The 26047-nt window shown below is 47.5% G+C and carries 26 protein-coding genes and 4 pseudogenes; 16 read left to right on the forward strand and 14 right to left on the reverse strand.

What is annotated here, in order from left to right:
- Nucleotide 1 precedes the first annotated feature (1 nt).
- Nucleotides 2-2677 (reverse strand): bifunctional acetaldehyde-CoA/alcohol dehydrogenase, encoded by a 2676-nt coding sequence (gene adhE, locus C1P89_RS04625; RefSeq protein WP_000301651.1) that lies wholly within the window; start codon nucleotides 2675-2677, stop codon nucleotides 2-4.
- Between the two features lie 477 nt (nucleotides 2678-3154).
- Between adhE and ychE the strand changes: the two genes are divergently transcribed.
- The 6 genes from ychE (at nucleotide 3155) to oppF (ending at nucleotide 10126) form a co-directional block, all read left to right on the forward strand.
- On the forward strand, nucleotides 3155-3802 hold the full coding sequence (ychE, locus tag C1P89_RS04630) for an NAAT family transporter YchE (protein WP_000616602.1): 648 nt from the start codon (nucleotides 3155-3157) through the stop codon (nucleotides 3800-3802).
- A gap of 737 nt (nucleotides 3803-4539) precedes the next feature.
- Nucleotides 4540-6171 (forward strand): oligopeptide ABC transporter substrate-binding protein OppA, encoded by a 1632-nt coding sequence (oppA, locus tag C1P89_RS04635; RefSeq protein WP_005136935.1) that lies wholly within the window; start codon nucleotides 4540-4542, stop codon nucleotides 6169-6171.
- A gap of 85 nt (nucleotides 6172-6256) precedes the next feature.
- Nucleotides 6257-7177 carry an oligopeptide ABC transporter permease OppB gene (oppB, locus tag C1P89_RS04640; protein ID WP_000911113.1) on the forward strand — a complete coding sequence of 307 codons (921 nt, stop codon included), beginning with the start codon at nucleotides 6257-6259 and terminating at the stop codon, nucleotides 7175-7177.
- 14 nt (nucleotides 7178-7191) lie between these two features.
- Nucleotides 7192-8100 carry an oligopeptide ABC transporter permease OppC gene (gene oppC, locus C1P89_RS04645; protein WP_000979661.1) on the forward strand — a complete coding sequence of 303 codons (909 nt, stop codon included), beginning with the start codon at nucleotides 7192-7194 and terminating at the stop codon, nucleotides 8098-8100.
- Nucleotides 8101-8111: 11 nt separating this feature from the next.
- Entirely contained in the window at nucleotides 8112-9125 is a 1014-nt protein-coding gene (oppD, locus tag C1P89_RS04650; protein WP_000110954.1) for a murein tripeptide/oligopeptide ABC transporter ATP-binding protein OppD, read from the forward strand.
- A complete protein-coding gene (oppF, locus tag C1P89_RS04655; RefSeq protein WP_000994899.1) occupies nucleotides 9122-10126 on the forward strand; it encodes a murein tripeptide/oligopeptide ABC transporter ATP-binding protein OppF in 1005 nt (334 codons plus the stop codon). The genes oppD and oppF overlap by 4 nt, the downstream gene beginning before the upstream one ends.
- 52 nt (nucleotides 10127-10178) lie before the next feature.
- Here the strand turns inward: oppF and C1P89_RS04660 are convergent, their stop codons facing one another.
- Nucleotides 10179-10508: an HI1450 family dsDNA-mimic protein gene (locus C1P89_RS04660; RefSeq protein ID WP_000366959.1), complete on the reverse strand. Its 330-nt coding sequence runs from the start codon at nucleotides 10506-10508 to the stop codon at nucleotides 10179-10181.
- 34 nt (nucleotides 10509-10542) lie between these two features.
- The gene (gene cls / locus C1P89_RS04665; protein WP_000214516.1) at nucleotides 10543-12003 is read right to left on the reverse strand and encodes a cardiolipin synthase; all 1461 of its coding nucleotides are present in this window, start codon (nucleotides 12001-12003) and stop codon (nucleotides 10543-10545) included.
- 142 nt (nucleotides 12004-12145) lie between these two features.
- Between cls and C1P89_RS04670 the strand changes: the two genes are divergently transcribed.
- Nucleotides 12146-12319 (forward strand): YciY family protein, encoded by a 174-nt coding sequence (locus C1P89_RS04670; protein ID WP_001309467.1) that lies wholly within the window; start codon nucleotides 12146-12148, stop codon nucleotides 12317-12319.
- Nucleotides 12320-12373: 54 nt separating this feature from the next.
- Here C1P89_RS04670 and kch read toward each other — a convergent pair whose 3' ends face one another.
- Entirely contained in the window at nucleotides 12374-13627 is a 1254-nt protein-coding gene (gene kch / locus C1P89_RS04675; protein WP_001299682.1) for a voltage-gated potassium channel protein, read from the reverse strand.
- Between the two features lie 308 nt (nucleotides 13628-13935).
- Between kch and C1P89_RS04680 the strand changes: the two genes are divergently transcribed.
- From C1P89_RS04680 to C1P89_RS04690, 3 genes and pseudogenes are all read left to right on the forward strand, one after another.
- Nucleotides 13936-15092 (forward strand): IS3-like element IS600 family transposase gene (locus C1P89_RS04680; RefSeq protein ID WP_087879933.1). Its coding sequence is split into 2 segments (ribosomal slippage): nucleotides 13936-14185 and nucleotides 14185-15092, totalling 1158 coding nucleotides; the frame shifts between segments, so codons are not numbered across the junction.
- A pseudogene (locus C1P89_RS04685) lies at nucleotides 15062-15538 on the forward strand (tape measure protein); the annotation flags it as partial. The gene C1P89_RS04680 and the pseudogene C1P89_RS04685, both read left to right, overlap by 31 nt.
- Before the next feature lie 173 nt (nucleotides 15539-15711).
- Nucleotides 15712-16482: a phage baseplate protein gene (locus C1P89_RS04690; protein ID WP_000460608.1), complete on the forward strand. Its 771-nt coding sequence runs from the start codon at nucleotides 15712-15714 to the stop codon at nucleotides 16480-16482.
- A gap of 32 nt (nucleotides 16483-16514) precedes the next feature.
- Here the strand turns inward: C1P89_RS04690 and C1P89_RS04695 are convergent, their stop codons facing one another.
- Entirely contained in the window at nucleotides 16515-18035 is a 1521-nt protein-coding gene (locus C1P89_RS04695; protein ID WP_001261188.1) for a recombinase family protein, read from the reverse strand.
- A 90-nt stretch (nucleotides 18036-18125) separates the two neighbouring features.
- On the opposite strand from C1P89_RS04695, the gene tonB reads away from it, so the two are divergent.
- A complete protein-coding gene (gene tonB, locus C1P89_RS04700) occupies nucleotides 18126-18845 on the forward strand; it encodes a TonB system transport protein TonB (protein WP_000171276.1) in 720 nt (239 codons plus the stop codon).
- Between the two features lie 39 nt (nucleotides 18846-18884).
- On the opposite strand, the gene yciA is transcribed toward tonB, so the two are convergent.
- The 4 genes and pseudogenes from yciA to C1P89_RS04720 form a co-directional block, all read right to left on the reverse strand.
- Nucleotides 18885-19283, reverse strand: a complete 399-nt coding sequence (gene yciA / locus C1P89_RS04705) for an acyl-CoA thioester hydrolase YciA (protein WP_000108160.1) — start codon at nucleotides 19281-19283, stop codon at nucleotides 18885-18887.
- Between the two features lie 104 nt (nucleotides 19284-19387).
- On the reverse strand, nucleotides 19388-19927 hold the full coding sequence (locus C1P89_RS04710) for a septation protein A (RefSeq protein ID WP_000808667.1): 540 nt from the start codon (nucleotides 19925-19927) through the stop codon (nucleotides 19388-19390).
- Between the two features lie 29 nt (nucleotides 19928-19956).
- Nucleotides 19957-20700: a YciC family protein gene (locus C1P89_RS04715; protein ID WP_000028540.1), complete on the reverse strand. Its 744-nt coding sequence runs from the start codon at nucleotides 20698-20700 to the stop codon at nucleotides 19957-19959.
- Nucleotides 20701-20727: 27 nt separating this feature from the next.
- Nucleotides 20728-20817 (reverse strand): annotated as a pseudogene (locus C1P89_RS04720) (YkgJ family cysteine cluster protein); the annotation flags it as partial.
- A 239-nt stretch (nucleotides 20818-21056) separates the two neighbouring features.
- On the opposite strand from C1P89_RS04720, the gene ompW reads away from it, so the two are divergent.
- Nucleotides 21057-21695, forward strand: coding sequence for an outer membrane protein OmpW (ompW, locus tag C1P89_RS04725; RefSeq protein WP_000737216.1), 639 nt, complete (start codon nucleotides 21057-21059; stop codon nucleotides 21693-21695).
- 32 nt (nucleotides 21696-21727) lie between these two features.
- Here the strand turns inward: ompW and C1P89_RS04730 are convergent.
- The 5 genes and pseudogenes from C1P89_RS04730 to C1P89_RS04750 all read right to left on the reverse strand — a co-directional run.
- Nucleotides 21728-22045, reverse strand: a pseudogene (locus tag C1P89_RS04730) (site-specific integrase); the annotation flags it as partial.
- Between the two features lie 70 nt (nucleotides 22046-22115).
- Nucleotides 22116-22334, reverse strand: a complete 219-nt coding sequence (locus C1P89_RS04735) for a DUF4014 family protein (protein ID WP_000209148.1) — start codon at nucleotides 22332-22334, stop codon at nucleotides 22116-22118.
- 32 nt (nucleotides 22335-22366) lie between these two features.
- Entirely contained in the window at nucleotides 22367-22579 is a 213-nt protein-coding gene (locus C1P89_RS04740; RefSeq protein WP_000072553.1) for a hypothetical protein, read from the reverse strand.
- Nucleotides 22580-22637: 58 nt separating this feature from the next.
- A protein-coding gene (locus C1P89_RS04745; RefSeq protein ID WP_231528718.1) for an IS1-like element IS1A family transposase occupies nucleotides 22638-23335 on the reverse strand; the annotation gives its coding sequence in 2 pieces (ribosomal slippage) (nucleotides 22638-23086 and nucleotides 23086-23335; 699 coding nt in all).
- A 127-nt stretch (nucleotides 23336-23462) separates the two neighbouring features.
- Complete coding sequence (locus tag C1P89_RS04750) at nucleotides 23463-23849, reverse strand: DUF977 family protein (RefSeq protein ID WP_032156234.1); 387 nt, start codon at nucleotides 23847-23849, stop codon at nucleotides 23463-23465.
- Between the two features lie 67 nt (nucleotides 23850-23916).
- Between C1P89_RS04750 and C1P89_RS04755 the strand changes: the two genes are divergently transcribed.
- The 4 genes and pseudogenes from C1P89_RS04755 (at nucleotide 23917) to C1P89_RS04770 (ending at nucleotide 25834) form a co-directional block, all read left to right on the forward strand.
- Nucleotides 23917-25073 (forward strand): IS3-like element IS600 family transposase gene (locus tag C1P89_RS04755; protein WP_134799510.1). Its coding sequence is split into 2 segments (ribosomal slippage): nucleotides 23917-24166 and nucleotides 24166-25073, totalling 1158 coding nucleotides; the frame shifts between segments, so codons are not numbered across the junction.
- A gap of 11 nt (nucleotides 25074-25084) precedes the next feature.
- Nucleotides 25085-25315 (forward strand): hypothetical protein, encoded by a 231-nt coding sequence (locus C1P89_RS04760; protein ID WP_000261568.1) that lies wholly within the window; start codon nucleotides 25085-25087, stop codon nucleotides 25313-25315.
- A gap of 10 nt (nucleotides 25316-25325) precedes the next feature.
- Nucleotides 25326-25481 (forward strand): annotated as a pseudogene (locus C1P89_RS04765) (DUF551 domain-containing protein); the annotation flags it as partial.
- A gap of 8 nt (nucleotides 25482-25489) precedes the next feature.
- Complete coding sequence (locus C1P89_RS04770; protein WP_000206826.1) at nucleotides 25490-25834, forward strand: hypothetical protein; 345 nt, start codon at nucleotides 25490-25492, stop codon at nucleotides 25832-25834.
- Nucleotides 25835-26047 lie beyond the last annotated feature (213 nt).

A 26047-nucleotide genomic window follows, 5' to 3' on the forward strand; every position in this document is an offset into this window, starting at 1 on the left:
ATTAAGCGGATTTTTTCGCTTTTTTCTCAGCTTTAGCCGGAGCGGCTTCTTTTTTCGCTGCAGTTTCACCTTCTACATAATCACGACCGTAGTAGGTATCCAGCAGGATCTGTTTCAGCTCGGAGATCAGCGGGTAACGCGGGTTAGCGCCGGTGCACTGGTCATCGAATGCATCTTCAGACAGTTTATCCACGTTCGCCAGGAAGTCTGCTTCCTGAACGCCAGCTTCACGGATAGATTTCGGAATACCCAGTTCAGCTTTCAGCGTTTCCAGCCATGCCAGCAGTTTCTCGATCTTAGCAGCAGTACGGTCGCCCGGTGCGCTCAGACCCAAGTGGTCGGCAATTTCAGCATAACGACGGCGAGCCTGCGGACGGTCATACTGGCTGAATGCAGTCTGCTTGGTCGGGTTGTCGTTCGCATTGTAGCGAATAACGTTACAAATCAGCAGGGCGTTTGCCAGACCGTGCGGAATATGGAACTGGGAACCCAGTTTGTGCGCCATTGAGTGACATACACCCAGGAAGGCGTTCGCAAATGCGATACCCGCGATAGTTGCTGCACTGTGAACACGTTCACGCGCTACCGGATTTTTAGACCCTTCGTGGTAGGACGCTGGCAGATATTCTTTCAGCAGTTTCAGTGCCTGCAGAGCCTGACCATCAGAGAACTCAGATGCCAGTACAGAAACATAAGCTTCCATGGCGTGAGTTACTGCGTCCAGACCACCGAAAGCACACAGGGACTTCGGCATGTCCATAACCAGGTTGGCGTCGACAATCGCCATATCCGGAGTCAGCGCATAGTCTGCCAGCGGATATTTCTGACCAGTAGCGTCGTCAGTTACAACCGCAAACGGAGTGACTTCAGAACCTGTACCAGAAGTGGTGGTGACAGCGATCATTTTCGCTTTCACGCCCATTTTCGGGAACTTGTAGATACGTTTACGGATATCCATAAAGCGCAGCGCCAGCTCTTCGAAGTGAGTTTCCGGATGTTCGTACATAACCCACATAATCTTCGCGGCGTCCATCGGGGAACCACCACCCAGCGCGATAATCACGTCTGGTTTGAAGGAGTTTGCCAGTTCTGCACCTTTACGAACGATGCTCAGGGTCGGGTCCGCTTCTACTTCGAAGAAGACTTCAGTTTCAACGCCTGCTGCTTTCAGTACGGAAGTGATCTGATCAGCATAACCATTGTTGAACAGGAAGCGGTCAGTCACGATGAGCGCACGTTTGTGGCCATCAGTAATCACTTCATCCAGCGCGATTGGCAGGGAGCCACGGCGGAAGTAGATAGATTTCGGAAGTTTGTGCCACAACATGTTTTCAGCTCGCTTAGCAACGGTTTTCTTGTTGATCAGGTGTTTCGGACCAACGTTTTCAGAGATGGAGTTACCCCCCCAGGAACCACAACCCAGAGTCAGGGAAGGTGCGAGTTTGAAGTTATACAGGTCACCGATACCACCCTGAGACGCTGGGGTGTTAATCAGGATACGAGCCGTTTTCATTTTCTGACCGAAGTAAGAAACGCGAGCCGGTTGGTTATCCTGGTCAGTGTACAGGCAAGAGGTATGACCGATACCGCCCATAGCAACCAGTTTCTCTGCTTTTTCTACCGCGTCTTCGAAATCTTTAGCGCGGTACATTGCCAGAGTCGGGGACAGTTTTTCATGTGCGAACGGTTCGCTTTCATCAACAACGGTCACTTCACCGATCAGAATCTTGGTGTTTTCTGGTACAGAGAAGCCTGCCAGTTCAGCAATTTTATAGGCTGGCTGACCAACGATAGCCGCGTTCAGCGCACCGTTTTTCAGGATAACATCCTGAACAGCTTTCAGCTCTTTACCCTGCAACAGATAGCCGCCGTGGGTTGCAAAACGTTCACGTACAGCGTCATAAACAGAGTCAACAACAACAACAGACTGTTCAGAAGCACAGATTACGCCGTTGTCGAAGGTTTTGGACATCAGTACAGATGCAACTGCACGTTTGATATCAGCAGTTTCATCGATAACAACTGGAGTGTTGCCCGCGCCTACACCGATAGCTGGTTTACCGGAGCTGTATGCGGCTTTAACCATGCCCGGACCACCAGTCGCGAGGATCAGGTTGATGTCTGGGTGGTGCATCAGTGCGTTAGACAGTTCAACAGAAGGTTGATCGATCCAGCCGATCAGATCTTTCGGAGCACCGGCAGCGATAGCAGCCTGCAGAACGATATCAGCCGCTTTGTTGGTGGCATCTTTTGCACGCGGGTGCGGGGAGAAGATAATGGCGTTACGGGTCTTCAGACTGATCAGCGATTTGAAGATAGCAGTTGAAGTCGGGTTAGTGGTCGGAACGATACCGCAAATAATACCGATTGGTTCAGCGATAGTGATGGTACCAAAAGTGTCGTCTTCAGACAGAACACCACAGGTTTTTTCATCTTTATAGGCGTTGTAGATATATTCAGAAGCAAAGTGGTTTTTGATCACTTTATCTTCGACGATACCCATGCCGGATTCGGCAACGGCCATTTTCGCGAGTGGGATTCGAGCATCTGCAGCAGCCAGAGCGGCGGCGCGGAAGATTTTGTCTACTTGCTCTTGAGTGAAACTGGCATATTCACGCTGGGCTTTTTTTACACGCTCTACGAGTGCGTTAAGTTCAGCGACATTAGTAACAGCCATAATGCTCTCCTGATAATGTTAAACTTTTTTAGTAAATCATCTGCTCGAATACGAGAGTATAGTCAGTGCGGTGATGATTTGCTTAACCTATGAAAATCAAAAGCTTACTCGCGCTCACACTCACTGTGATTTACTAAAAGAGTTTAAACATTAGAGTTATTATCTCTAATGCGTCACTTCTAGGTGGCGTAAGCAAGATTACTCACTTCTGGGTACTGATTACGTGATCCAAATCAAATTTTTGCTAAGCTGACACCTTTCAGCATCGCTTTTCGCCATTATAGCTAACAGTTAATAAATTGTAGTATGATTTGGTGGCTACATTAGCATGTTTTGCACAACTAGATAACAATAACGAATGATAGCAATTTTAAGTAGTTAGGAGGTGAAAAATGCTGTCAAAAGGCGTATTGTCAGCGCGTCTTTTCAACCTTAATTTATGGCTAACATTATCCGGCTTTTGCTTCGGAGCTAACCGTGATTCAGACCTTTTTGGATTTTCCCGTTTACTTCAAATTTTTCATCGGGTTATTTGCGCTGGTCAACCCGGTAGGGATTATTCCCGTCTTTATCAGCATGACCAGTTATCAGACAGCGGCAGCGCGAAACAAAACTAACCTTACAGCCAACCTGTCTGTGGCCATTATCTTGTGGATCTCGCTTTTTCTCGGCGACACGATTCTGCAACTTTTTGGTATATCAATTGATTCGTTCCGTATCGCAGGGGGCATCCTGGTGGTGACGATAGCGATGTCGATGATCAGCGGCAAGCTTGGCGAGGATAAACAGAACAAGCAAGAAAAATCAGAAACCGCGGTACGTGAAAGCATTGGTGTGGTGCCATTGGCGTTGCCGTTGATGGCGGGGCCAGGGGCGATCAGTTCTACCATCGTCTGGGGTACGCGTTATCACAGCATTAGCTATCTGTTTGGTTTCTTTGTGGCTATTGCATTGTTCGCTTTATGTTGCTGGGGATTGTTCCGCATGGCACCGTGGCTGGTACGGGTTTTACGCCAGACCGGCATCAACGTGATTACGCGTATTATGGGGCTATTGCTGATGGCATTGGGGATTGAATTTATCGTTACTGGTATTAAGGGGATTTTCCCCGGCCTGCTTAATTAATTCCTTTCAAATGAAACGGAGCTGCCATGCTCCGTTTACTTCGTCATTATTTTTACTTTGTTCCCGCGCAGTTATCAAAAGCAAAAGGAATAGGTAAAAATATTCTTCTCAAATTACAGTTAGTTATAAGGATTTCCTTAACTGCTTCTCCTCACCATCATGTTATTTTCGCCACATCATAATCCTGGGCTTGCTGAAGAATAATTGAAATGATATTAGTAATTCCACTGCCTTTGGTAGAGGAAAGTGCTAAATAATAATCAATTGTTAAATTATTGTGCATTTCACTACTGGAACTGTAATCAGAAAAGATAGACATGCTTAGCCAATCTCTATTTGATTGAATTGAAAGATGTTTGTTAAGGCATGGATGCAAGCTATAGATTCTGATACGGTCAATAAAAGAGAATTGCTTAACAATTTTGCAAAATGTATTGGCGAGTAAGAACCGCATTTGGTACTTTCCGGGCAACCGCCAGACGATTCTTTATTGGTAATGAGAATAATTAACAATTAAAGAGCGTCGCGAAAGAATAATGTGTCTCGACAGGGGAGACACAGTACGAATCGACATAAGGTGATCGTCTGAATCACCAGAATAAATAAAGTCGGTGATAGTAATACGTAACGATAAAGTAACCTGACAGCAGAAAGTCTCCGAGCCTGTGCAGGGTCCCAATCCGGGATTACACATGCTGGTTAATACCAGTAATTATAATGAGGGAGTCCAAAAAACAATGACCAACATCACCAAGAGAAGTTTAGTAGCAGCTGGCGTTCTGGCTGCGCTAATGGCAGGGAATGTCGCGCTGGCAGCTGATGTACCCGCAGGCGTCACACTGGCGGAAAAACAAACACTGGTACGTAACAATGGTTCAGAAGTTCAGTCATTAGATCCGCACAAAATTGAAGGTGTTCCGGAGTCTAATATCAGCCGAGACCTGTTTGAAGGCTTACTGGTCAGCGATCTTGACGGTCATCCAGCACCTGGCGTCGCTGAATCCTGGGATAATAAAGACGCGAAAGTCTGGACCTTCCATTTGCGTAAAGATGCGAAATGGTCTGATAGCACGCCAGTCACAGCACAAGACTTTGTGTATAGCTGGCAACGTTCTGTTGATCCGAACACTGCTTCTCCGTATGCCAGTTATCTGCAATATGGGCATATCGCCGGTATTGATGAAATTCTTGAAGGGAAAAAACCGATTACCGATCTCGGCGTGAAAGCTATTGATGATCACACATTAGAAGTCACCTTAAGTGAACCCGTTCCGTACTTCTATAAATTACTTGTTCACCCATCAACTTCACCGGTGCCAAAAGCCGCTATCGAGAAATTCGGCGAAAAATGGACCCAGCCTGGTAATATCGTCACCAACGGTGCCTATACCTTAAAAGATTGGGTCGTAAACGAACGAATCGTTCTTGAACGCAGCCCGACCTACTGGAACAACGCGAAAACCGTTATTAACCAGGTAACCTATTTGCCTATTGCTTCTGAAGTTACCGATGTCAACCGCTACCGTAGTGGTGAAATCGACATGACGTATAACAACATGCCGATCGAATTGTTCCAGAAGCTGAAAAAAGAGATCCCGGACGAAGTTCACGTTGATCCATACCTGTGCACTTACTATTACGAAATTAACAACCAGAAACCGCCATTCAACGATGTGCGTGTGCGTACCGCACTGAAACTAGGTATGGACCGCGATATCATTGTTAATAAAGTGAAAGCGCAGGGCGACATGCCCGCCTATGGTTACACTCCACCGTATACTGATGGCGCAAAATTGACTCAGCCAGAATGGTTTGGCTGGAGCCAGGAAAAACGTAACGAAGAAGCGAAAAAACTGCTGGCTGAAGCGGGTTATACCGCAGACAAACCGTTGACCATCAACCTGCTGTATAACACCTCTGATCTGCATAAAAAGCTGGCGATTGCTGCCTCTTCATTGTGGAAGAAAAACATTGGTGTAAACGTCAAACTGGTTAACCAGGAGTGGAAAACGTTCCTCGACACCCGTCACCAGGGCACTTTTGATGTGGCCCGTGCAGGCTGGTGTGCAGACTACAACGAACCAACTTCCTTCCTGAACACCATGCTGTCGAACAGCTCGATGAATACCGCGCATTATAAGAGCCCGGCCTTTGACAGCATTATGGCGGAAACGCTGAAAGTGACTGACGAGGCGCAGCGCACAGCTCTGTACACTAAAGCAGAACAACAGCTGGATAAGGATTCGGCCATTGTTCCTGTTTATTACTACGTGAATGCGCGTCTGGTGAAACCGTGGGTTGGTGGCTATACCGGCAAAGATCCGCTGGATAATACCTACACCCGGAATATGTACATTGTGAAGCACTAATGGCAATACGTGGGGCAGGAGTGTCCTGCTCCACGGTGTCTGATTTTTATCGCATTACAGAAGGCACAGGCCAGAAGGTAGGGCAATGTTAAAATTTATTCTACGTCGCTGTCTGGAAGCGATTCCGACGCTATTTATTCTTATTACTATTTCGTTCTTTATGATGCGCCTCGCGCCGGGAAGCCCTTTTACCGGCGAACGTACTTTACCGCCGGAAGTGATGGCCAATATCGAAGCGAAATATCATCTTAATGATCCGATCATGACACAGTATTTCAGCTACCTGAAACAACTGGCGCACGGTGATTTCGGTCCATCGTTTAAATATAAAGATTATTCGGTCAATGACCTGGTTGCATCCAGTTTTCCCGTTTCTGCCAAACTGGGAGCCGCCGCATTTTTCCTTGCGGTAATACTGGGTGTTAGTGCTGGCGTTATTGTCGCATTAAAACAAAACACCAAATGGGACTATACCGTGATGGGGCTGGCAATGACCGGGGTTGTTATCCCCAGTTTTGTGGTTGCGCCATTATTAGTCATGATATTTGCGATCATTTTGCATTGGCTGCCGGGCGGTGGCTGGAATGGTGGGGCGCTTAAATTCATGATATTGCCGATGGTGGCGTTGTCACTCGCTTATATCGCCAGTATTGCGCGTATTACCCGAGGCTCTATGATTGAAGTATTACACTCCAACTTTATTCGTACTGCCCGGGCGAAAGGGTTACCTATGCGGCGGATCATTTTACGCCACGCATTAAAACCTGCTCTGTTACCCGTGCTCTCTTATATGGGCCCCGCATTTGTCGGCATTATTACCGGTTCTATGGTTATCGAAACCATTTATGGTTTGCCGGGGATTGGACAACTGTTCGTTAATGGCGCATTGAACCGTGACTATTCCTTAGTGTTAAGCCTGACCATCCTGGTTGGTGCTTTAACCATTTTGTTTAATGCCATTGTCGATGTGCTATATGCGGTTATCGACCCGAAAATCCGTTACTGATACTGGAGCTCGCGATGATGTTAAGTAAGAAAAACAGCGAGACGCTGGAAAATTTCAGTGAAAAGCTGGAGGTCGAAGGGCGCAGCTTGTGGCAGGACGCACGTCGACGTTTTATGCATAACCGTGCGGCGGTTGCCAGTCTGATAGTGCTGGTGCTGATCGCGTTATTTGTAATCCTGGCACCGATGCTTTCGCAGTTTGCCTATGACGATACTGACTGGGCGATGATGTCCAGCGCCCCGGATATGGAGTCCGGTCACTACTTTGGTACTGACTCATCCGGTCGCGACCTGCTTGTGCGCGTTGCGATTGGCGGGCGTATCTCACTCATGGTCGGTGTTGCTGCGGCACTGGTGGCAGTGGTCGTGGGGACACTTTACGGTTCGCTTTCCGGTTATCTGGGCGGTAAAGTGGATTCGGTAATGATGCGTCTGCTGGAAATCCTCAACTCCTTCCCATTCATGTTCTTCGTCATTTTGCTTGTGACCTTTTTCGGTCAAAACATCCTGCTGATTTTCGTGGCGATTGGCATGGTTTCCTGGCTGGATATGGCTCGTATTGTGCGTGGACAAACCCTGAGTCTGAAGCGCAAAGAGTTTATTGAGGCGGCACAAGTTGGCGGTGTATCGACATCGGGCATTGTTATTCGCCACATTGTGCCGAATGTACTCGGTGTGGTGGTGGTCTACGCATCACTTCTGGTGCCCAGCATGATCCTCTTTGAATCTTTCCTTAGCTTCCTGGGGTTGGGTACGCAAGAGCCGTTAAGCAGCTGGGGTGCATTGCTGAGTGATGGCGCGAACTCGATGGAAGTCTCTCCATGGTTATTGTTGTTCCCAGCGGGATTCCTCGTGGTGACGCTGTTTTGTTTCAACTTTATCGGCGATGGCTTGCGTGATGCTCTCGACCCGAAAGATCGTTAAGGAGTGCAGCCATGAGCGTAATTGAAACTGCAACTGTGCCGCTCGCACAACAACAGGCTGACGCACTGCTGAACGTGAAAGATTTGCGTGTCACCTTTAGTACCCCGGACGGCGATGTCACGGCGGTCAATGATTTGAATTTTTCTCTACGTGCCGGAGAAACGCTGGGCATTGTAGGTGAGTCTGGTTCGGGTAAATCGCAAACTGCATTTGCGTTGATGGGCCTGTTGGCTGCCAACGGACGTATTGGCGGATCGGCAACCTTCAATGGGCGTGAAATCCTCAATTTGCCAGAGCGTGAACTCAATAAACTGCGCGCTGAACAAATCTCAATGATTTTTCAGGACCCAATGACTTCGTTGAATCCCTATATGCGCGTCGGTGAGCAGTTGATGGAAGTGCTGATGCTGCATAAGAACATGAGCAAAGCTGAGGCGTTTGAAGAGTCGGTGCGGATGCTCGATGCGGTAAAAATGCCGGAAGCACGTAAACGCATGAAAATGTACCCGCACGAATTTTCTGGTGGCATGCGTCAGCGAGTTATGATTGCGATGGCATTGCTATGTCGACCTAAGCTGCTGATTGCGGATGAACCCACTACTGCGCTGGACGTCACCGTACAGGCGCAGATCATGACGCTATTAAATGAACTGAAGCGGGAATTTAATACCGCCATCATTATGATTACCCACGATCTTGGCGTGGTGGCGGGGATCTGCGACAAAGTGCTGGTAATGTACGCCGGGCGCACGATGGAATATGGCAACGCGCGCGATGTCTTTTATCAACCCGTTCATCCTTATTCTATCGGTTTGCTCAACGCGGTGCCGCGTCTCGATGCGGAAGGTGAAACAATGTTGACCATCCCTGGTAATCCGCCAAACCTGCTGCGATTACCGAAAGGTTGCCCGTTCCAGCCACGTTGTCCGCATGCGATGGAAATTTGTAGTAGCGCACCGCCGCTGGAAGAGTTTACGCCTGGCCGTCTGCGTGCTTGCTTTAAACCGGTGGAGGAACTGTTATGAATGCTGTAACCGAAGGAAGAAAAGTCCTCCTCGAAATCGCCGATCTGAAAGTGCACTTTGAAATCAAAGATGGCAAACAGTGGTTCTGGCAACCGCCGAAAACTCTCAAAGCCGTCGATGGTGTCACGCTTCGCCTGTATGAAGGGGAAACATTAGGTGTGGTAGGGGAATCGGGATGCGGTAAGTCCACCTTTGCTCGCGCCATCATTGGCCTGGTTAAAGCGACCGACGGTCATGTTGCCTGGTTAGGTAAAGAGTTGCTGGGCATGAAGCCCGATGAATGGCGTGCCGTTCGCAGTGATATTCAGATGATTTTCCAGGATCCGTTGGCATCGCTAAACCCGCGTATGACCATCGGCGAGATCATCGCTGAACCACTGCGTACTTATCATCCGAAAATGTCACGCCAGGAAGTTCGCGAGCGCGTGAAGGCGATGATGCTGAAAGTCGGGTTATTGCCTAACCTGATTAACCGCTATCCGCATGAGTTCTCCGGTGGGCAGTGCCAGCGTATCGGGATTGCTCGTGCTCTTATTCTTGAACCGAAGCTGATTATCTGCGATGAGCCGATTTCGGCGCTGGACGTGTCAATTCAGGCGCAGGTGGTCAACCTGCTCCAGCAGCTGCAACGTGAGATGGGATTGTCATTAATTTTTATCGCTCATGACCTGGCCGTGGTAAAACACATTTCCGATCGTGTGTTGGTGATGTATCTCGGCCATGCGGTAGAACTGGGGACCTATGATGAGGTCTACCACAATCCACTACATCCTTACACCAGGGCATTGATGTCGGCAGTCCCCATACCTGATCCGGATCTGGAGAAGAACAAAACCATCCAGTTACTGGAAGGGGAATTACCGTCGCCGATCAACCCGCCTTCCGGTTGTGTTTTCCGTACCTGTTGCCCGATTGCCGGTCCGGAGTGCGCCAAAACACGTCCTGTGCTGGAAGGGAGTTTCAGACACGCCGTTTCTTGCCTGAAAGTCGATCCGCTTTAAACACAATAAGGGCTGACAGTTGTCAGCCCTTTTTCACGCCGAAAGCGATTATTTATTCCCGCCAGATGATATGGCAAAGTTTGTGATCTTTTTCGCGGCATAACAGAATGCGGGCGAAAACATCGTTGATTTCACCATCCTCACTGTCCGCCAGACCAATCACCACTTCGGCAAAAAAGTCCGGGTTCAAATCGAAATCAACATGTTCCTGCCAGTCTTCCGCCGGATCGAATAACTCCGCGCCGCCGCGCTCTTCAAACTGAAGATTGAACAGCAGAACATCAGCTGGGTCGAGATTGTCGGCAGCCAGTTCGAGAAAAATATCGTAGGCCTGCTCAAGCGTTTCATCTTCAGTCAGGCGATTGTTTAGATCCATATCCATAGTCACTACCTGTTTAACCTCTGTTGGCGACGTTTTACAGCAACGGGCTGAAGAAGTAAAACAGTCGCTCGGCGACACGTTGCCATAATGGACGTTTTAGCCATAAACGGGCATCGAGCAGACGTGAACGCGAAATATAATCGTCCTGAACGGCGGCAAGGTCTGCACCAAAACCTTTATCGTCGATTGCCAGGGTAATCTCGAAATTCAGCCACAGACTACGCATATCAAGGTTAACGGTGCCAACCAGACTTAGTTCGCCATCGACCAGCACGCTCTTGGTATGCAGTAACCCGCCTTCAAACTGATAAATTTTAACCCCAGCAGCAAGCAGTTCCGTAAAGAATGCGCGACTGGCCCAGCCGACCAGCATCGAGTCATTTTTTCGCGGAAGGATAATACTGACATCCACCCCGCGCTGCGCCGCCGTGCAAATCGCATGAAGTAAATCATCGCTTGGCACAAAGTAGGGCGTTGTCATGATCAAATATTCACGCGCCGAATAAGCCGCAGTCAATAATGCCTGGTGAATGAGATCTTCCGGAAAGCCGGGGCCAGAAGCAATTGTGTGAATGGTGTGACCGCTGGCCTGTTCAAACGGCATAATATTGACATCTGGTGGTGGCGGCAGAATACGTTTTCCGGTTTCAATCTCCCAGTCGCAGGAATAAATAATCCCCATCGCGGTGGCGATGGGGCCTTCCATACGCGCCATCAGATCAATCCATTGCCCTACGCCCGCATCTTGTTTGAAGTAGCGAGGATCGACCATATTCATGCTGCCGGTGTACGCGATGTAATTATCGATCATGATCATCTTGCGATGTTGGCGCAGGTCCATACGGCGTAAAAACACACGCATCAGATTGACCTTTAAGGCTTCGACCACTTCAATACCGGCATTACGCATTAGCTCGGGCCACGGGCTGCGGAAAAAAGCCACACTCCCGGCGGAGTCGAGCATCAATCGGCAATGAATACCACGCCGTGCAGCCGCCATTAATGATTCAGCCACCTGGTCCGCCATGCCGCCGGGCTGCCAGATATAAAACACCATCTCAATATTATGGCGCGCGAGCTGGATGTCGCGGATTAACGCCTGCATCACATCATCTGACTCGGTCATCAGTTGTAGCTGATTCCCTTTGACCCCAGCGATCCCCTGACGACGCTCGCAAAGCTTGAATAATGGCGCAGCGACACTGCTATTTTCTTCGGCGAAGATATGCTTACAGGCTTTAAGGTCGTTAAGCCATTTTGCGGTGGAAGGCCACATCGCTCTGGCGCGCTCAGCGCGGCGTTTGCCTAAATGGAGCTCGCCAACGGCAAGATAGGCAATAATTCCGACTAACGGCAGAATGTAAATAATCAACAGCCAGGCCATCGCGGAGGGAACTGCGCGTCGTTTCATTAGAATGCGTAAAGTTACGCCTGCAATGAGCAACCAGTATCCCAGAATGGCCAACCAACTCACCAACGTATAAACGGTTGTCATAGATTAGAAATCCTTTTGAAAGCGCATTGTTATGAGTTTACGCATATGGATTCATCTGGCAAATAAAAACGCGGGAAAAGCACTGGTCAGCGTCGGGGGTGGGGGTATAATGACCATTCTGTTATTGCATAGAGTAGTTAACATGAAGCGGAGTAGAACGGAAGTGGGGCGCTGGCGCATGCAGCGTCAGGCTAGCCGACGTAAATCGCGTTGGCTTGAGGGGCAATCGCGCCGAAATATGCGTATCCACAGCATCAGGAAGTGCATTCTAAACAAACAGCGTAACTCGTTATTGTTTGCGATCTACAATATCTAAATATACTGGGCACCATTGCGGTGCCCAATAAGTTTACTCTTTCGTCTTTAAACTCTATTTTTGCACTGATTCTTTACTGTCAGCTTTCGTTTCTTGTTCATCGTTATCGCTGAAAATGCCATGACCGGAGTTCAACAACATTGAAACGAGCATATCATTATTAATCTCTTCACCATTTAAAACTCGCGCCAGAATTTCGCTGCCAAACAGTTGCGGTGAGAGAATGATATCCGGATGTACCATCTTAATCTTATTCAGGTTTTTGCTATCACTGACGGCGAGAACTGTTTTGACATCACTGCTCATATCTTTTGCCGAGAGTACAACAAACGCGTTATCTGCATCGTTATCACTCAGCGCCAGAATGGCCCGGCAACGATCGATTCCCGCTTTCTTTAATACTGAACTGTCATTACTGTCACCGGGGATAACATCAGCGTTATCGCCTAAGCGTTGCTCAAGTTGCTTGATATCATCTTCAGGCAAGTTGCTGATAACCGTTACGTTTTGTCCGCGTTGATTCAGTTGCAGGATCGTATTGATGGCGAGAATCGAATGTCCGCAAACAATAAAATGATCTTTACGATGCATTGTATGATTGTTTCCTTTTACAAGTTTGTTGAATCCCCCGCGGATAAGCGGACCAAAAATTGAGGTCATAGATGTGGCAAAAACGGTAATGCCGGAAATAATGACCGAAATAGTGAACAATCGTGCTGATTCAGAAACAGGGACAATATCGCCATAGCCGACGGTTGACATGGTTTCTATCGAAAAATAGAACGCGGTCATCAAACTTTCTATTCGCGGATTAAAACCTTCGCTTAAATAAAGCGCACCGTAGGTTGAGTAAAACAGTAATGTCGTGAAACTAATAAATGCAAAAATTGTCCCGGCTGCGGCGCTACTGTGGGAGAAGTCTTTGCGCAGTATCAGCAAAAACACCAGCGTAAAAATGCAAAATCCAATACTAAATTTCAGCCAGGGATAAAAATGCAGGGTGTAAATTAGCGCTATCAACAACAAAATGATACTGATTGCCCATGCGAGCTTTGCCCGGAACAGTAAGCCAATGGAGTTCAGGACAAGAAAGACGCCGAGCATAAATAGTGGGGCGTTTGCCAGCAAGGAGAGATCCAACTCTGAAAATGCTTTGATATGGAAAATATCAAGCAAATTGACCGACATACCATAGATTGTTTTAAAAATAAGCAATCCATTTAAAAAGACGGCCAGCGCGAGAATGTCGTGCCGAAGGGTCACCCATAAATTTGTTGCTGTTTGTTTGAATGTAGCCCAGTGACTCACTGATACCTCTGTAACCACAATTTTGTTTAATTATCTTAGCGTGCACATTTTCTGAACATACATGCAGCGCGTGAATGTGTTAAACAATAGTAGATGACTTTATCCGCAGTAATCAAAGGATTTGAGCGAGCAACTGTACCTCAGGAAAGGTCATTTTTCCTGAATATGCTCACATCATATAAAGAAATACAGATAAAGTTATTATCTGCTTGTGGTAGTGAATGCACTGACCGGCTATAAGGAATGAGGTAGCCTGAGTTTAACGGACACTCCTTCCTGAAATAGAATGGCATCAGAAGGAGCTAATAATGAGCAGAAAAACCCAACGTTACTCTAAAGAGTTCAAAGCCGAAGCTGTCAGAACGGTTCCTGAAAATCAACTTTCGATCAGTGAAGGCGCTTCCCGATTATCTCTTCCTGAAGGCACTTTAGGACAATGGGTTACCGCCGCCAGAAAAGGGCTCGGTACTCCTGGTTCCCGCACGGTGGCTGAACTGGAATCTGAAATTCTGCAACTGCGTAAGGCGTTAAATGAAGCTCGCCTTGAGCGAGATATATTAAAAAAAGCAACAGCGTATTTTGCACAGGAGTCGCTGAAAAATACGCGTTAATCGAACAATGGCGACAACAATTTCCCATTGAAGCGATGTGTCAGGTATTTGGTGTATCCAGGAGCGGTTATTACAACTGGGTACAGCATGAACCCTCAGACAGAAAACAAAGTGATGAGCGGCTAAAACTGGAGATTAAGGTGGCACATATCCGCACTCGCGAAACATATGGAACCCGGCGGCTCCAGACGGAGCTGGCAGAGAATGGCATCATCGTTGGTCGTGACCGACTGGCACGTCTTCGTAAGGAGCTAAGGCTACGCTGTAAGCAGAAACGCAAGTTCAGAGCGACTACGAACTCGAACCACAATCTGCCAGTTGCGCCAAATCTGCTGAACCAGACGTTCGCTCCTACAGCACCAAATCAGGTCTGGGTGGCGGACCTGACGTATGTTGCCACACAGGAGGGATGGTTGTACCTCGCTGGCATCAAAGATGTTTATACGTGCGAAATTGTCGGCTACGCCATGGGAGAGCGCATGACAAAAGAGCTGACAGGTAAAGCCCTGTTTATGGCGCTCAGGAGCCAGCGCCCACCTGCCGGGCTAATCCACCACTCTGATCGAGGTTCACAGTACTGCGCATACGATTACCGGGTCATACAGGAGCAGTCTGGTCTGAAAACATCAATGTCGCGTAAAGGTAACTGTTACGACAACGCTCCGATGGAAAGCTTCTGGGGAACGCTGAAAAATGAGAGCCTGAGCCACTATCGTTTTAATAACCGGGATGAAGCCATCTCAGTAATACGGGAATACATTGAGATTTTCTACAATCGTCAGCGTCGTCACTCTCGTCTGGGGAATATCTCCCCGGCAGCCTTCAGGGAAAAATATCATCAGATGGCTGCTTAAAAAAAGAACAAATGGTAGTGTCCGCTATTGCCAGTACACCTCAAACTGATGTGATTAATGCCATTGTCAAACCGTTCTATGAACGTCAGATGAGTAAGTCAGATAATCCAATTGATAAAGTTGTAAGGTCAAAGGTGGAACCCACAGACCAAGCATTGACTGGTGACATGAACTCTTTAGCCGCTGTTTTATGGGCTATGGTTCAGGGCAAATCAAAAGATGTTCCACAGTTTTCACCTGAAGCATTAAATAATCTGAAAGGTCGAGTGGAAACATTCACACAAGATTTAAAGGTTATCAAACCGTCAGTAAATATTCAGCCTCAGACAATCAATATCACAACTCAGACGGTACTTGATGGAAAGGTTATTGATGAAAGAACCACATCGCATATTAATCGTATGCAGGAAGATACCTTGATTAGCTCAGCTTATCCAGAGGAATAAACAATGTTAGAGCTACTAATATTTATTGCCACACATGGCAATCTATTAATCTTTATCTAGTATGACGATTCAACTATGAATAGTCGAATGCTACGTGAAATCTTCTGAACAGATACCAACATCAAAAATTAGATTTCACGTAGCTCACGCTTAACAGAATAGGAATAACAACAATGTTTGACACAAAGCAAATTAGATACTCAGGTAAAGATGGTATCTATTTTCACCTTAGAGATAATGTGGAATCTTTTCTTGCCTTAACAGCTACTGAACAGATGGACTATGACTCACCGATGATGGTGACAACTCAGGCTATGCAATCGGGGCAAACTATCACTGATAATGTTCAGAGAGCACCTAAGACCATCTCTATTAGCGGTGTTGTAGTGGTTGATTCGACGGGTTCAGTTCTATTAACCAGACAGGGGCAACTTGTAGAAACCTTTATTTCTACGGTTGAACAATGGCGAGACCAGAAGCAAATCATCACTATTGTTTGTAGAGATGGAATAGCTATCACTGATAGTATCATTACTCAGTTTAAAGCGAGTAAAGAGCATACCATTGCTAACGGTCTTCGTATTCAGATGACCTTCCAAGGTGTAGAGTTTCGTTCAATCGTAGGTCAGACTGATGTTTCGGCTGCTACTGGAAAGACCGCTACCACGAATGATGGCGGTGCTACCAGTAAAAAGAACACCGGAAACACTACAACGAGCCTTGGAAGCCCTATGCTGACCTGTAAAGAGCTTTTTGGCTATTCGGCAAGTGAGTTATCAGATGAAGCGCTAAAAGCCCGTGTAACGAGCTCTAAGAGCGTTAGCGTTAAAAATGGTGAGAGCACCTTCTCAGATGCCGCTAATGAGCAAGCTTCAAAGGTGCTTAAGCCGGGTAATGCTCTGCGAAAGTACTCTGTGAACCCTAACAAGAAGGGCACTTATTGAGACATAAAAAGGGGCTTCATAGCCCCTGAAAATTACAGTTGATAAGCGTCAATATCCAGTAGCTCTTTATCAGCAATTTCAAAGATTGGTGACCCATCATTTAGCGGTAACGGGTTTGTAGGTATGGTGATTTCAGTGTCGTTCTGTAGCGTTACAGTTACCGAATCCTTACCCAATGTAAGCCCTTTTAGATGCTTGGACAAAATCAACTGACACTCGACACGACCCGCTTTAGTCATAAGGTCAATATCTTTAAGCTGGGGTAGTTCCTTATCAGTGAGTGAAGCCTTACGCCTCATGTTATCAATCGTGGTCTGTAGTTCTGTGCGCTTCTGGTTCAGTTCCTTAAGCTGAATTTTTAGTTCATCAATATCATCCATCTCAAGAAGTAGGGCGGTAGCTTTCTTGATTCTGGCTGTGACAATTTCAACCTCATGCTGTAACGCTGCAATCTTTCTCTCTGATTCTCCATCATTCCCCACGTCAATCATCCCCAGAAAATTATCAATCATCCATCGGTCAAACGGTTTACGCTTCAACGGTGGAACATCACAGCGACCGTCTAAGTGGTTATTGCACCTGTAGACCCCAGCATACTTATTCTTTGTTCCGGTAGGATGGACACTAGCCCCACACTGACACCTAAACAGACCTTTGAAGATGTTAATCGTTAGTGGGTTGTCACTTGCAGGTGTACGGCCTTTACGATTCTTGTCGAGAATCTCTTGAGCTTTATTGAACGTTGGTATATCTACAACACCTTCGTAGTAGTTCGGTATAGCGGGGCGGTCATTACGTTGTGATGCTGGTAACGTGCCTATTGTTGTCTCTGACCTTAGAATGGTGCGTACAGAGTGAACAGAGAACCCATTAGCATCTTTACGGCGACTAAACGACTTTATACCGTTGCTTTGAAGGTGACGTGCAATGTTATGCAGACTTTCACCATCTAGCAGCAGTTTGAATATCAATCTCACAGTCTCAGCGTGTTCATTGAGTTTAAAAGTCTCAGGGTCAATCCATCCAGGAACCATCTTTGTAAGACGTTGTTCACCAGCAAGGGCAAGTTTTGCACGTTGCCCCCATTTCTGAGAAACACGGAAAGACTTCTGCTTAGATTTCTGATGCGCTATGTAGGCTTTGACACGCTGGATGATGCTTATGCCAAGGTCATCGGCTAAAGCATCCTTTGTGTAGATAAGGCCATCTTGCAATGTGTGAATCTCTATCCCGTTGCCTAAGATGCGGTTCATCAAGGCTTCTGTTTCAAGATGCTCTAATCGGCCTATACGGTCGATACTCTCAACTAGCAGAATTGTACCTTCTGGAAACTCCCCAGCCTCAATACGGGCTAACATGTCACCAAACTGACCAGTAAGGTGTTTACCTTTGTAACCACTCAACCCTTCATCACTGAAAGACGCTACTATTTGAGCATCGCCATTCTTCTTCAGCCACTGCTTGAACAGGTCGTTTTGTCGTCTGGTTGAATCTGCACCTTCAGCGCCTTGTATGGCTGATGAGAATCTCAAGTATGTTATTACGGTTCTCACGGTGATAAACTCCCATGCAATTGATTATCATTTAAAGATGAACTTATAAACGTTATGGCTAATGCTACAATGCCGAATAGCTACAATACAATGACCCTTGATTTACCTCGCCGCTTCCCCTGGCCGACGTTACTTTCGGTCTGCATTCATGGTGCTGTTGTGGCGGGTCTGCTCTATACCTCGGTACATCAGGTTATTGAACTACCTGCGCCTGCGCAGCCAATTTCTGTCACGATGGTTGCGCCTGCTGATCTCGAACCGCCACAAGCCGTTCAGCCGCCACCGGAGCCGGTGGTAGAGCCAGAACCGGAACCTGAGCCGATCCCCGAACCGCCAAAAGAAGCACCGGTGGTCATTGAAAAGCCGAAGCCGAAACCTAAGCCAAAACCGAAGCCGGTGAAAAAGGTACAGGAGCAGCCAAAACGCGATGTCAAACCCGTAGAGTCGCGTCCGGCATCACCGTTTGAAAATACGGCACCCGCGCGCCCCACATCAAGTACGGCAACGGCTGCAACCAGCAAGCCGGTTACCAGTGTGGCTTCAGGACCACGCGCATTAAGCCGTAATCAGCCGCAGTATCCGGCACGAGCACAGGCATTGCGCATTGAAGGGCAGGTTAAAGTTAAATTTGACGTCACGCCGGATGGTCGCGTGGATAACGTACAAATCCTCTCAGCCAAGCCTGCGAACATGTTTGAGCGTGAGGTGAAAAATGCGATGCGCAGATGGCGTTATGAGCCGGGTAAGCCAGGCAGTGGGATTGTGGTGAATATCCTGTTTAAAATTAACGGCACCACCGAAATTCAGTAAGTAGAAAGTCAAAAGCCTCCGACCGGAGGCTTTTGACTATTACTCAACAGGTAAGGCGCGAGGTTTTCCTTCAGGATCAACCGCGACATACTTAAATAATGCTTCTGTCGCTTTATAGCGTTGCCCGATTGGTTCAGACGCTACTTTTTTCACCCACACTTCAATATTAATGCTGACCGATGTCGTCCCTTTCTGGACACAGCGTGCATAGCAGCACACCACATCGCCGACCGCAACCGGCCGTAAGAAAGTCATTCCTTCAACCCGCACAGTCACTACGCGACCGTGGGCAATTTCTTTTGCCAGAATAGCGCCGCCAATATCCATTTGTGACATTAACCAACCACCAAAGATGTCACCATTGGCATTGGTATCGGCGGGCATGGCTAAAGTACGTAAAACAAGATCGCCCTGAGGGACGTTATGTGTTGTAGACATGGTAAAACCGACTTAAAAGGAAAATCACAGGCGCGATGCTACTATGATTTTCCTGAGGAGAACAGAGGAGATACAGCGCCAGCCCCGAAGGACTGGCAGTCTGGTTAGGATTTATCTTCCTGCGGCATGTGGCGGTAGATATAGATACCGCTTAACAATGTGAAGATTAAGGTAAGGGCGGTCAGGCCAAAGACTTTAAAGTTGACCCAAATATTTTGCGGCAGCCAGAATGCGATGTAGATGTTTGCCAGACCGCAAAGGATAAAGAAAACAGCCCAGGCCAGATTTAGCTTCGACCATACCGGTTGCGGCAGCGTGAGTTCTTTACCCAGCATCCGCTGAATTAGCGGCTTTTTCATCACCCATTGGCTGACTAACAGGGCTCCCGCAAACAGAGCATAAATGACTGTAACCTTCCATTTAATAAACTCATCATTGTGGAAGAACAGCGTCAAGCCACCGAAGACGACCACCAGAACAAAAGTGATCAGGGCCATCTTCTCAACCTTACGAAAGCGAACCCAGCTATAGATAAGCACAATCGCCGTGGCGACGATCAGCGCCGCAGTAGCCGCATAGATGTCATAAATCTTGTAAAACGCGAAAAAGACAACCAGCGGTAAAAAATCAAGAAACTGCTTCATTTTACGATTCCGTAATCAAATGCTTAAGGTTATTGGCGAATCAACATATACAGGCGGAACAGATAGATGAGCAATATGGCTGAAATCAGGTTGCTCAAGGTGTTCGCCAGTACGGCACCAATTTCCGGGGTTAATGCGGCAAAAGAAGAGGCAAAAAGCAGCAACAGTGTTTTTGCCAGCAACCAGCTCAGTACTGCGGGTGCCACCAGACGCATATTCGCCCAAGTCAGCCGCATACTGCTACGCATCGAGGCAAAAATGCCCATTTTGTCCTGTACCAGCATCACCGGTGCCAGGGCCAGTAAAATGGCCATGATAATTCCCGGAACGACCACCAGCATGATGCCAATCTGTACTAAAAGGGTAGTCAGAAAAATCAGAATAAATAACTTGGGCAATATCGGCGCACTGGCACCAATAGCTCGCAGCGCACTGACTCTCTGACCCGCAGACACCAGCTGGATAATTAATATTACGCCTCCGGCGAGAATGGCGTTACCGATTAATCCTGAAAAAGTGGACGCCGCTGAAGCCTGCAGCAAAATTTGTTGTTGTTCCGGTGACATATTCTGAACCAGGTCGAACAACCCACTACTGCCGCTAACGGGCACGCCGTCATTGAGCTGCGCAAGCTGTGCATCACTGGGTGAGAAAACATGCCCTAACACCACTGTGATAAACGCACATAGCAACGATACCAACAGAATGGTCATAAATTGATTACGGAAGAAATTTCCGGTGTCACGGTATACGGACTGCGCCGTGATAGACATGCACTCTCCTTGAGTTTTATGCAGGTGTTAATTAGCGGGCAATTGTACCCTGGTTAAGCCTCGGGTGGCAGCATCAGGTCTTGTATGGAAAAGCATATCTTTGTAAAGCGGAGGTAATTGCTGGCCTTCAGGCGTGGGCAAACCGCGGCAAGTGGCGAACGAGTTAATATTTGCGTAGCGAAAATATCTAAAAATTGATTTAAATCACGTTAACCAGGATTCTCAATGCAACTTCTAAATTAATCCAGATCAATAAAGGGTGAATTATCATATGTAATGTGATCTATGTAGGATCATTTGTTACTCCAATGTAGGTATATTCGTCACGTTTTTATAACCATAACGACGGAGCGGATATGAAAAAGTTAACAGTGGCGGCTTTGGCAGTAACAACTCTTCTCTCTGGCAGTGCCTTTGCGCATGAAGCAGGCGAATTTTTTATGCGTGCAGGTTCTGCAACCGTACGTCCAACAGAAGGTGCTGGTGGTACGTTAGGAAGTCTGGGTGGATTCAGCGTGACCAATAACACGCAACTGGGCCTGACGTTTACTTATATGGCGACCGACAACATTGGTGTGGAATTACTGGCAGCGACGCCGTTCCGCCATAAAATCGGCACCCGGGCGACCGGCGATATTGCAACCGTTCATCATCTGCCGCCAACACTGATGGCGCAGTGGTATTTTGGTGATGCCGGCAGCAAATTCCGTCCTTATGTTGGGGCAGGTATTAACTACACCACCTTCTTTGATAATGGATTTAACGATCATGGCAAAGAGGCGGGGCTTTCCGATCTCAGTCTGAAAGATTACTGGGGAGCTGCCGGGCAGGTGGGGGTTGATTATCTGATTAACCGTGACTGGTTGGTTAACATGTCAGTGTGGTACATGGATATCGATACCACGGCTAAGTACAAATCTGGTGTTACTACCGTAAAAGACTCGGTACGACTGGATCCGTGGGTGTTTATGTTCTCTGCCGGGTACCGCTTTTAATTTTCTCTGCAAAACCTCTGCAAAACTGGTTATCAAATGACCAGTTTTTTCCACTCCTTACCGCGTACATCGTTGTAAATATCGGTCATTTTTTGATTCGAATGGCCTAGCAAAATTTTGGTATCAACCCCCTGCTCTCTGAACAATCGCTCTGATAAAGATCTCTGCTCATGGAAAGAGGGTGGGGTGCCATTAGCACGCCAGTTGTAATCCACAGAATCCCGGGCTTTTTTAAATGCAACGGTTAATGTTGCTGGCTTAACCATCCCGCCGCGCTTAGCTGTCCCTTTCGCGTGATGGTGGTGCAATAGCCACGGACTAAGAACGCAATCGCGGCAGGATGACACCACAGGACAGCGATCAAGAACTTCCTGTAATTCGTTCAACCATGCCCGTTCTTTTTTTGTCAAAGTTGCCATATCAGTTTTCCTTATACGGATTAATTTTATTGTGCAGTGTGTTGAACGACGCCCATACAACGTCGGTATACAATTCAGTAACTGGCTCAATTATTTTCCCGATTGCCCAGACAAAAATTAGAGGGGATATCGGTATCATCAATACGATAAACAGAATGAGAAACAAAAATTCTGTCGCCCTACTTTTTTGCGGATATTCTTTTCTGAATAATGTAGTCATTTCTTACCGCCCTTTCGGGCGGCCTCCCGACATTAATCGTTGTGGTAACTCATGGCTTCATTTGCAGCATCAACCGGATCAACCTCCCACCAGCAATAATTTGGTGCGTTTCCTTCAGGTGTCCACGGTTCTAATTCATTTTTTGCCACATTCTCGTCGCCAGTAATTTTAAAAATCTGCTCAGAGAATTTTTTCACCCACTCGTTATATTTTTCAGTGTTAATAATTTTCTGTGTATTTGACATAGATATACCTCCAGTTAAGGATTAAATTTTATTTACAGTGCCGGGTAATGACTCCAACTTATTGATAGTGTTTTATGTTCAGATAATGCCCGATGACTTTGTCATGCAGCTCCACCGATTTTGAGAACGACAGCGACTTCCGTCCCAGCCGTGCCAGGTGCTGCCTCAGATTCAGGTTATGCCGCTCAATTCGCTGCGTATATCGCTTGCTGATTACGTGCAGCTTTCCCTTCAGGCGGGATTCATACAGCGGCCAGCCATCCGTCATCCATATCACCACGTCAAAGGGTGACAGCAGGCTCATAAGACGCCCCAGCGTCGCCATAGTGCGTTCACCGAATACGTGCGCAACAACCGTCTTCCGGAGACTGTCATACGCGTAAAACAGCCAGCGCTGGCGCGATTTAGCCCCGACATAGCCCCACTGTTCGTCCATTTCCGCGCAGACGATGACGTCACTGCCCGGCTGTATGCGCGAGGTTACCGACTGCGGCCTGAGTTTTTTAAGTGACGTAAAATCGTGTTGAGGCCAACGCCCATAATGCGTGCAGTTGCCCGGCATCCAACGCCATTCATGGCCATATCAATGATTTTCTGGTGCGTACCGGGTTGAGAAGCGGTGTAAGTGAACTGCAGTTGCCATGTTTTACGGCAGTGAGAGCAGAGATAGCGCTGATGTCCGGCAGTGCTTTTGCTGTTACGCACCACCCCGTCAGTAGCTGAACAGGAGGGACAGCTGATAGAAACAGAAGCCACTGGAGCACCTCAAAAACACCATCATACACTAAATCAGTAAGTTGGCAGCATCACCACAGTGCTGAACTTAATTATTCAGATTTTGGATTATGCTTTCTCTTCACGAAGTTCCGATTGTTAATTTGGCTCACAACAGCACCTTCTGAAAATTACCCTGATAGAAAGCCAGTACACGCTGCATAGCTTCGCTCTTCCGGCACTCGCTACAGATTATGTTTTGACGCCTGTCGTAGCGGCGTATTTCTCCGTCTGGTAATGACCAGATAAGGTCAGGATCAACCACAGATGGTTTCTTCAGATTTGCCCTTGAGAGTTTTTTGCGGGCGTTTTGCCAGTCCTTACGCGCCTGTTCAGACGGGAATAACCCGTAACCAGAGTTGTATACATCGCCACTGGCAACCAGCTCTCTGGCGAGAACACTCATCAGATATCTTGTCGCACCTGTCTTGGCTTCCAGTTGCCGCAACGTCTCGCGACCGCTCAGACGTACAAGTTCAACAACCTGCCCTTTAATTTTTGAGGTAGCCTGAGTTTAACGGACACTCCTTCCTGAAATAGAATGGCATCAGAAGGAGCTAATAATGAGCAGAAAAACCCAACGTTACTCTAAAGAGTTCAAAGCCGAAGCTGTCAGAACGGTTCCTGAAAATCAACTTTCGATCAGTGAAGGCGCTTCCCGATTATCTCTTCCTGAAGGCACTTTAGGACAATGGGTTACCGCCGCCAGAAAAGGGCTCGGTACTCCTGGTTCCCGCACGGTGGCTGAACTGGAATCTGAAATTCTGCAACTGCGTAAGGCGTTAAATGAAGCTCGCCTTGAGCGAGATATATTAAAAAAAGCAACAGCGTATTTTGCACAGGAGTCGCTGAAAAATACGCGTTAATCGAACAATGGCGACAACAATTTCCCATTGAAGCGATGTGTCAGGTATTTGGTGTATCCAGGAGCGGTTATTACAACTGGGTACAGCATGAACCCTCAGACAGAAAACAAAGTGATGAGCGGCTAAAACTGGAGATTAAGGTGGCACATATCCGCACTCGCGAAACATATGGAACCCGGCGGCTCCAGACGGAGCTGGCAGAGAATGGCATCATCGTTGGTCGTGACCGACTGGCACGTCTTCGTAAGGAGCTAAGGCTACACTGTAAGCAGAAACGCAAGTTCAGAGCGACTACGAACTCGAACCACAATCTGCCAGTTGCGCCAAATCTGCTGAACCAGACGTTCGCTCCTACAGCACCAAATCAGGTCTGGGTGGCGGACCTGACGTATGTTGCCACACAGGAGGGATGGTTGTACCTCGCTGGCATCAAAGATGTTTATACGTGCGAAATTGTCGGCTACGCCATGGGAGAGCGCATGACAAAAGAGCTGACAGGTAAAGCCCTGTTTATGGCGCTCAGGAGCCAGCGCCCACCTGCCGGGCTAATCCACCACTCTGATCGAGGTTCACAGTACTGCGCATACGATTACCGGGTCATACAGGAGCAGTCTGGTCTGAAAACATCAATGTCGCGTAAAGGTAACTGTTACGACAACGCTCCGATGGAAAGCTTCTGGGGAACGCTGAAAAATGAGAGCCTGAGCCACTATCGTTTTAATAACCGGGATGAAGCCATCTCAGTAATACGGGAATACATTGAGATTTTCTACAATCGTCAGCGTCGTCACTCTCGTCTGGGGAATATCTCCCCGGCAGCCTTCAGGGAAAAATATCATCAGATGGCTGCTTAAAAAAAGAACAAATGGTAGTGTCCGCTATTGCCAGTACACCTCATCCATCACCGAAAAAAATTGGCTTTTACACCATTGGCGATAAAAGCATTTACCTGTATGACCTACGCCGCATGGATGAAATCATGGAGGCTCTTGATAATCGTTCGTCGATGGATTGGTGTGTTGCTGTTCATGATATGAATGCAGGGTTTGATGAAAAGATTTTGTTCCCCTCATCAGTTGAAAGCACTGCGGGTTAAGGAGTAACACATGACCACTATTACCAAAGAACGTATTGAATTGTTCATTAAAAACCCGCTTGAAAACGGGCTTACCCGTGGTGAACAAATGGAACTGGCACGGATTGCGCTGGCATCGCTGGAAGCAGAGCCGGTTGTGTTCTGGTTTGAAAAATATCAAGAAGGGGCTACGGCATGACGACTTTTACCAGAGAGCAGTTAATAGCTCACGCAGAGGAGACTATTGAAGCACAGAGACTGTGCATACCGGGCACAATCGACCATGACATCATCCGCACATATAAGATGGATATTGCTGTTCTGGAAATCGCACTGGTATCGCTGGCAGCAGAGCCAGCCGGTAAATTGCATGAATACAAACCAGTGGGATATCAGCGTCTGGTCGATGAGTTAACCATGCTGGTAAAGCAGTTAACCTGGCAACTGAGAAAAGCGAAGCCAGACTGCAAATTACCGGATAAGGCGATGAGTTATCTGGAGCGGAACGGACTGATAAGCGTGGAGGATATTTTACGATGACCTGGCCTGAAGCATTAACAACGGTAGGAATTGCGATGGCGGTGGCGCTGGTGGTGTATTCGATTTGCCGCTGGGGATAAAAACGGTTTGCGGGAAAAGGAGAGTTAAGTAGAATTGCAGCGGGTGCTTGAGGCTATCTGTCTCAGGCATGAACACCAAAAGGCAGATAGAGAAAAGCCCCAGTTAACATTACGCGTCCGGCAAGACGCTTAA

It is taken from the genome of Shigella sonnei, from assembly GCF_002950395.1.
In the GTDB taxonomy this organism is placed as follows: Bacteria; Pseudomonadota; Gammaproteobacteria; order Enterobacterales; family Enterobacteriaceae; genus ECMA0423.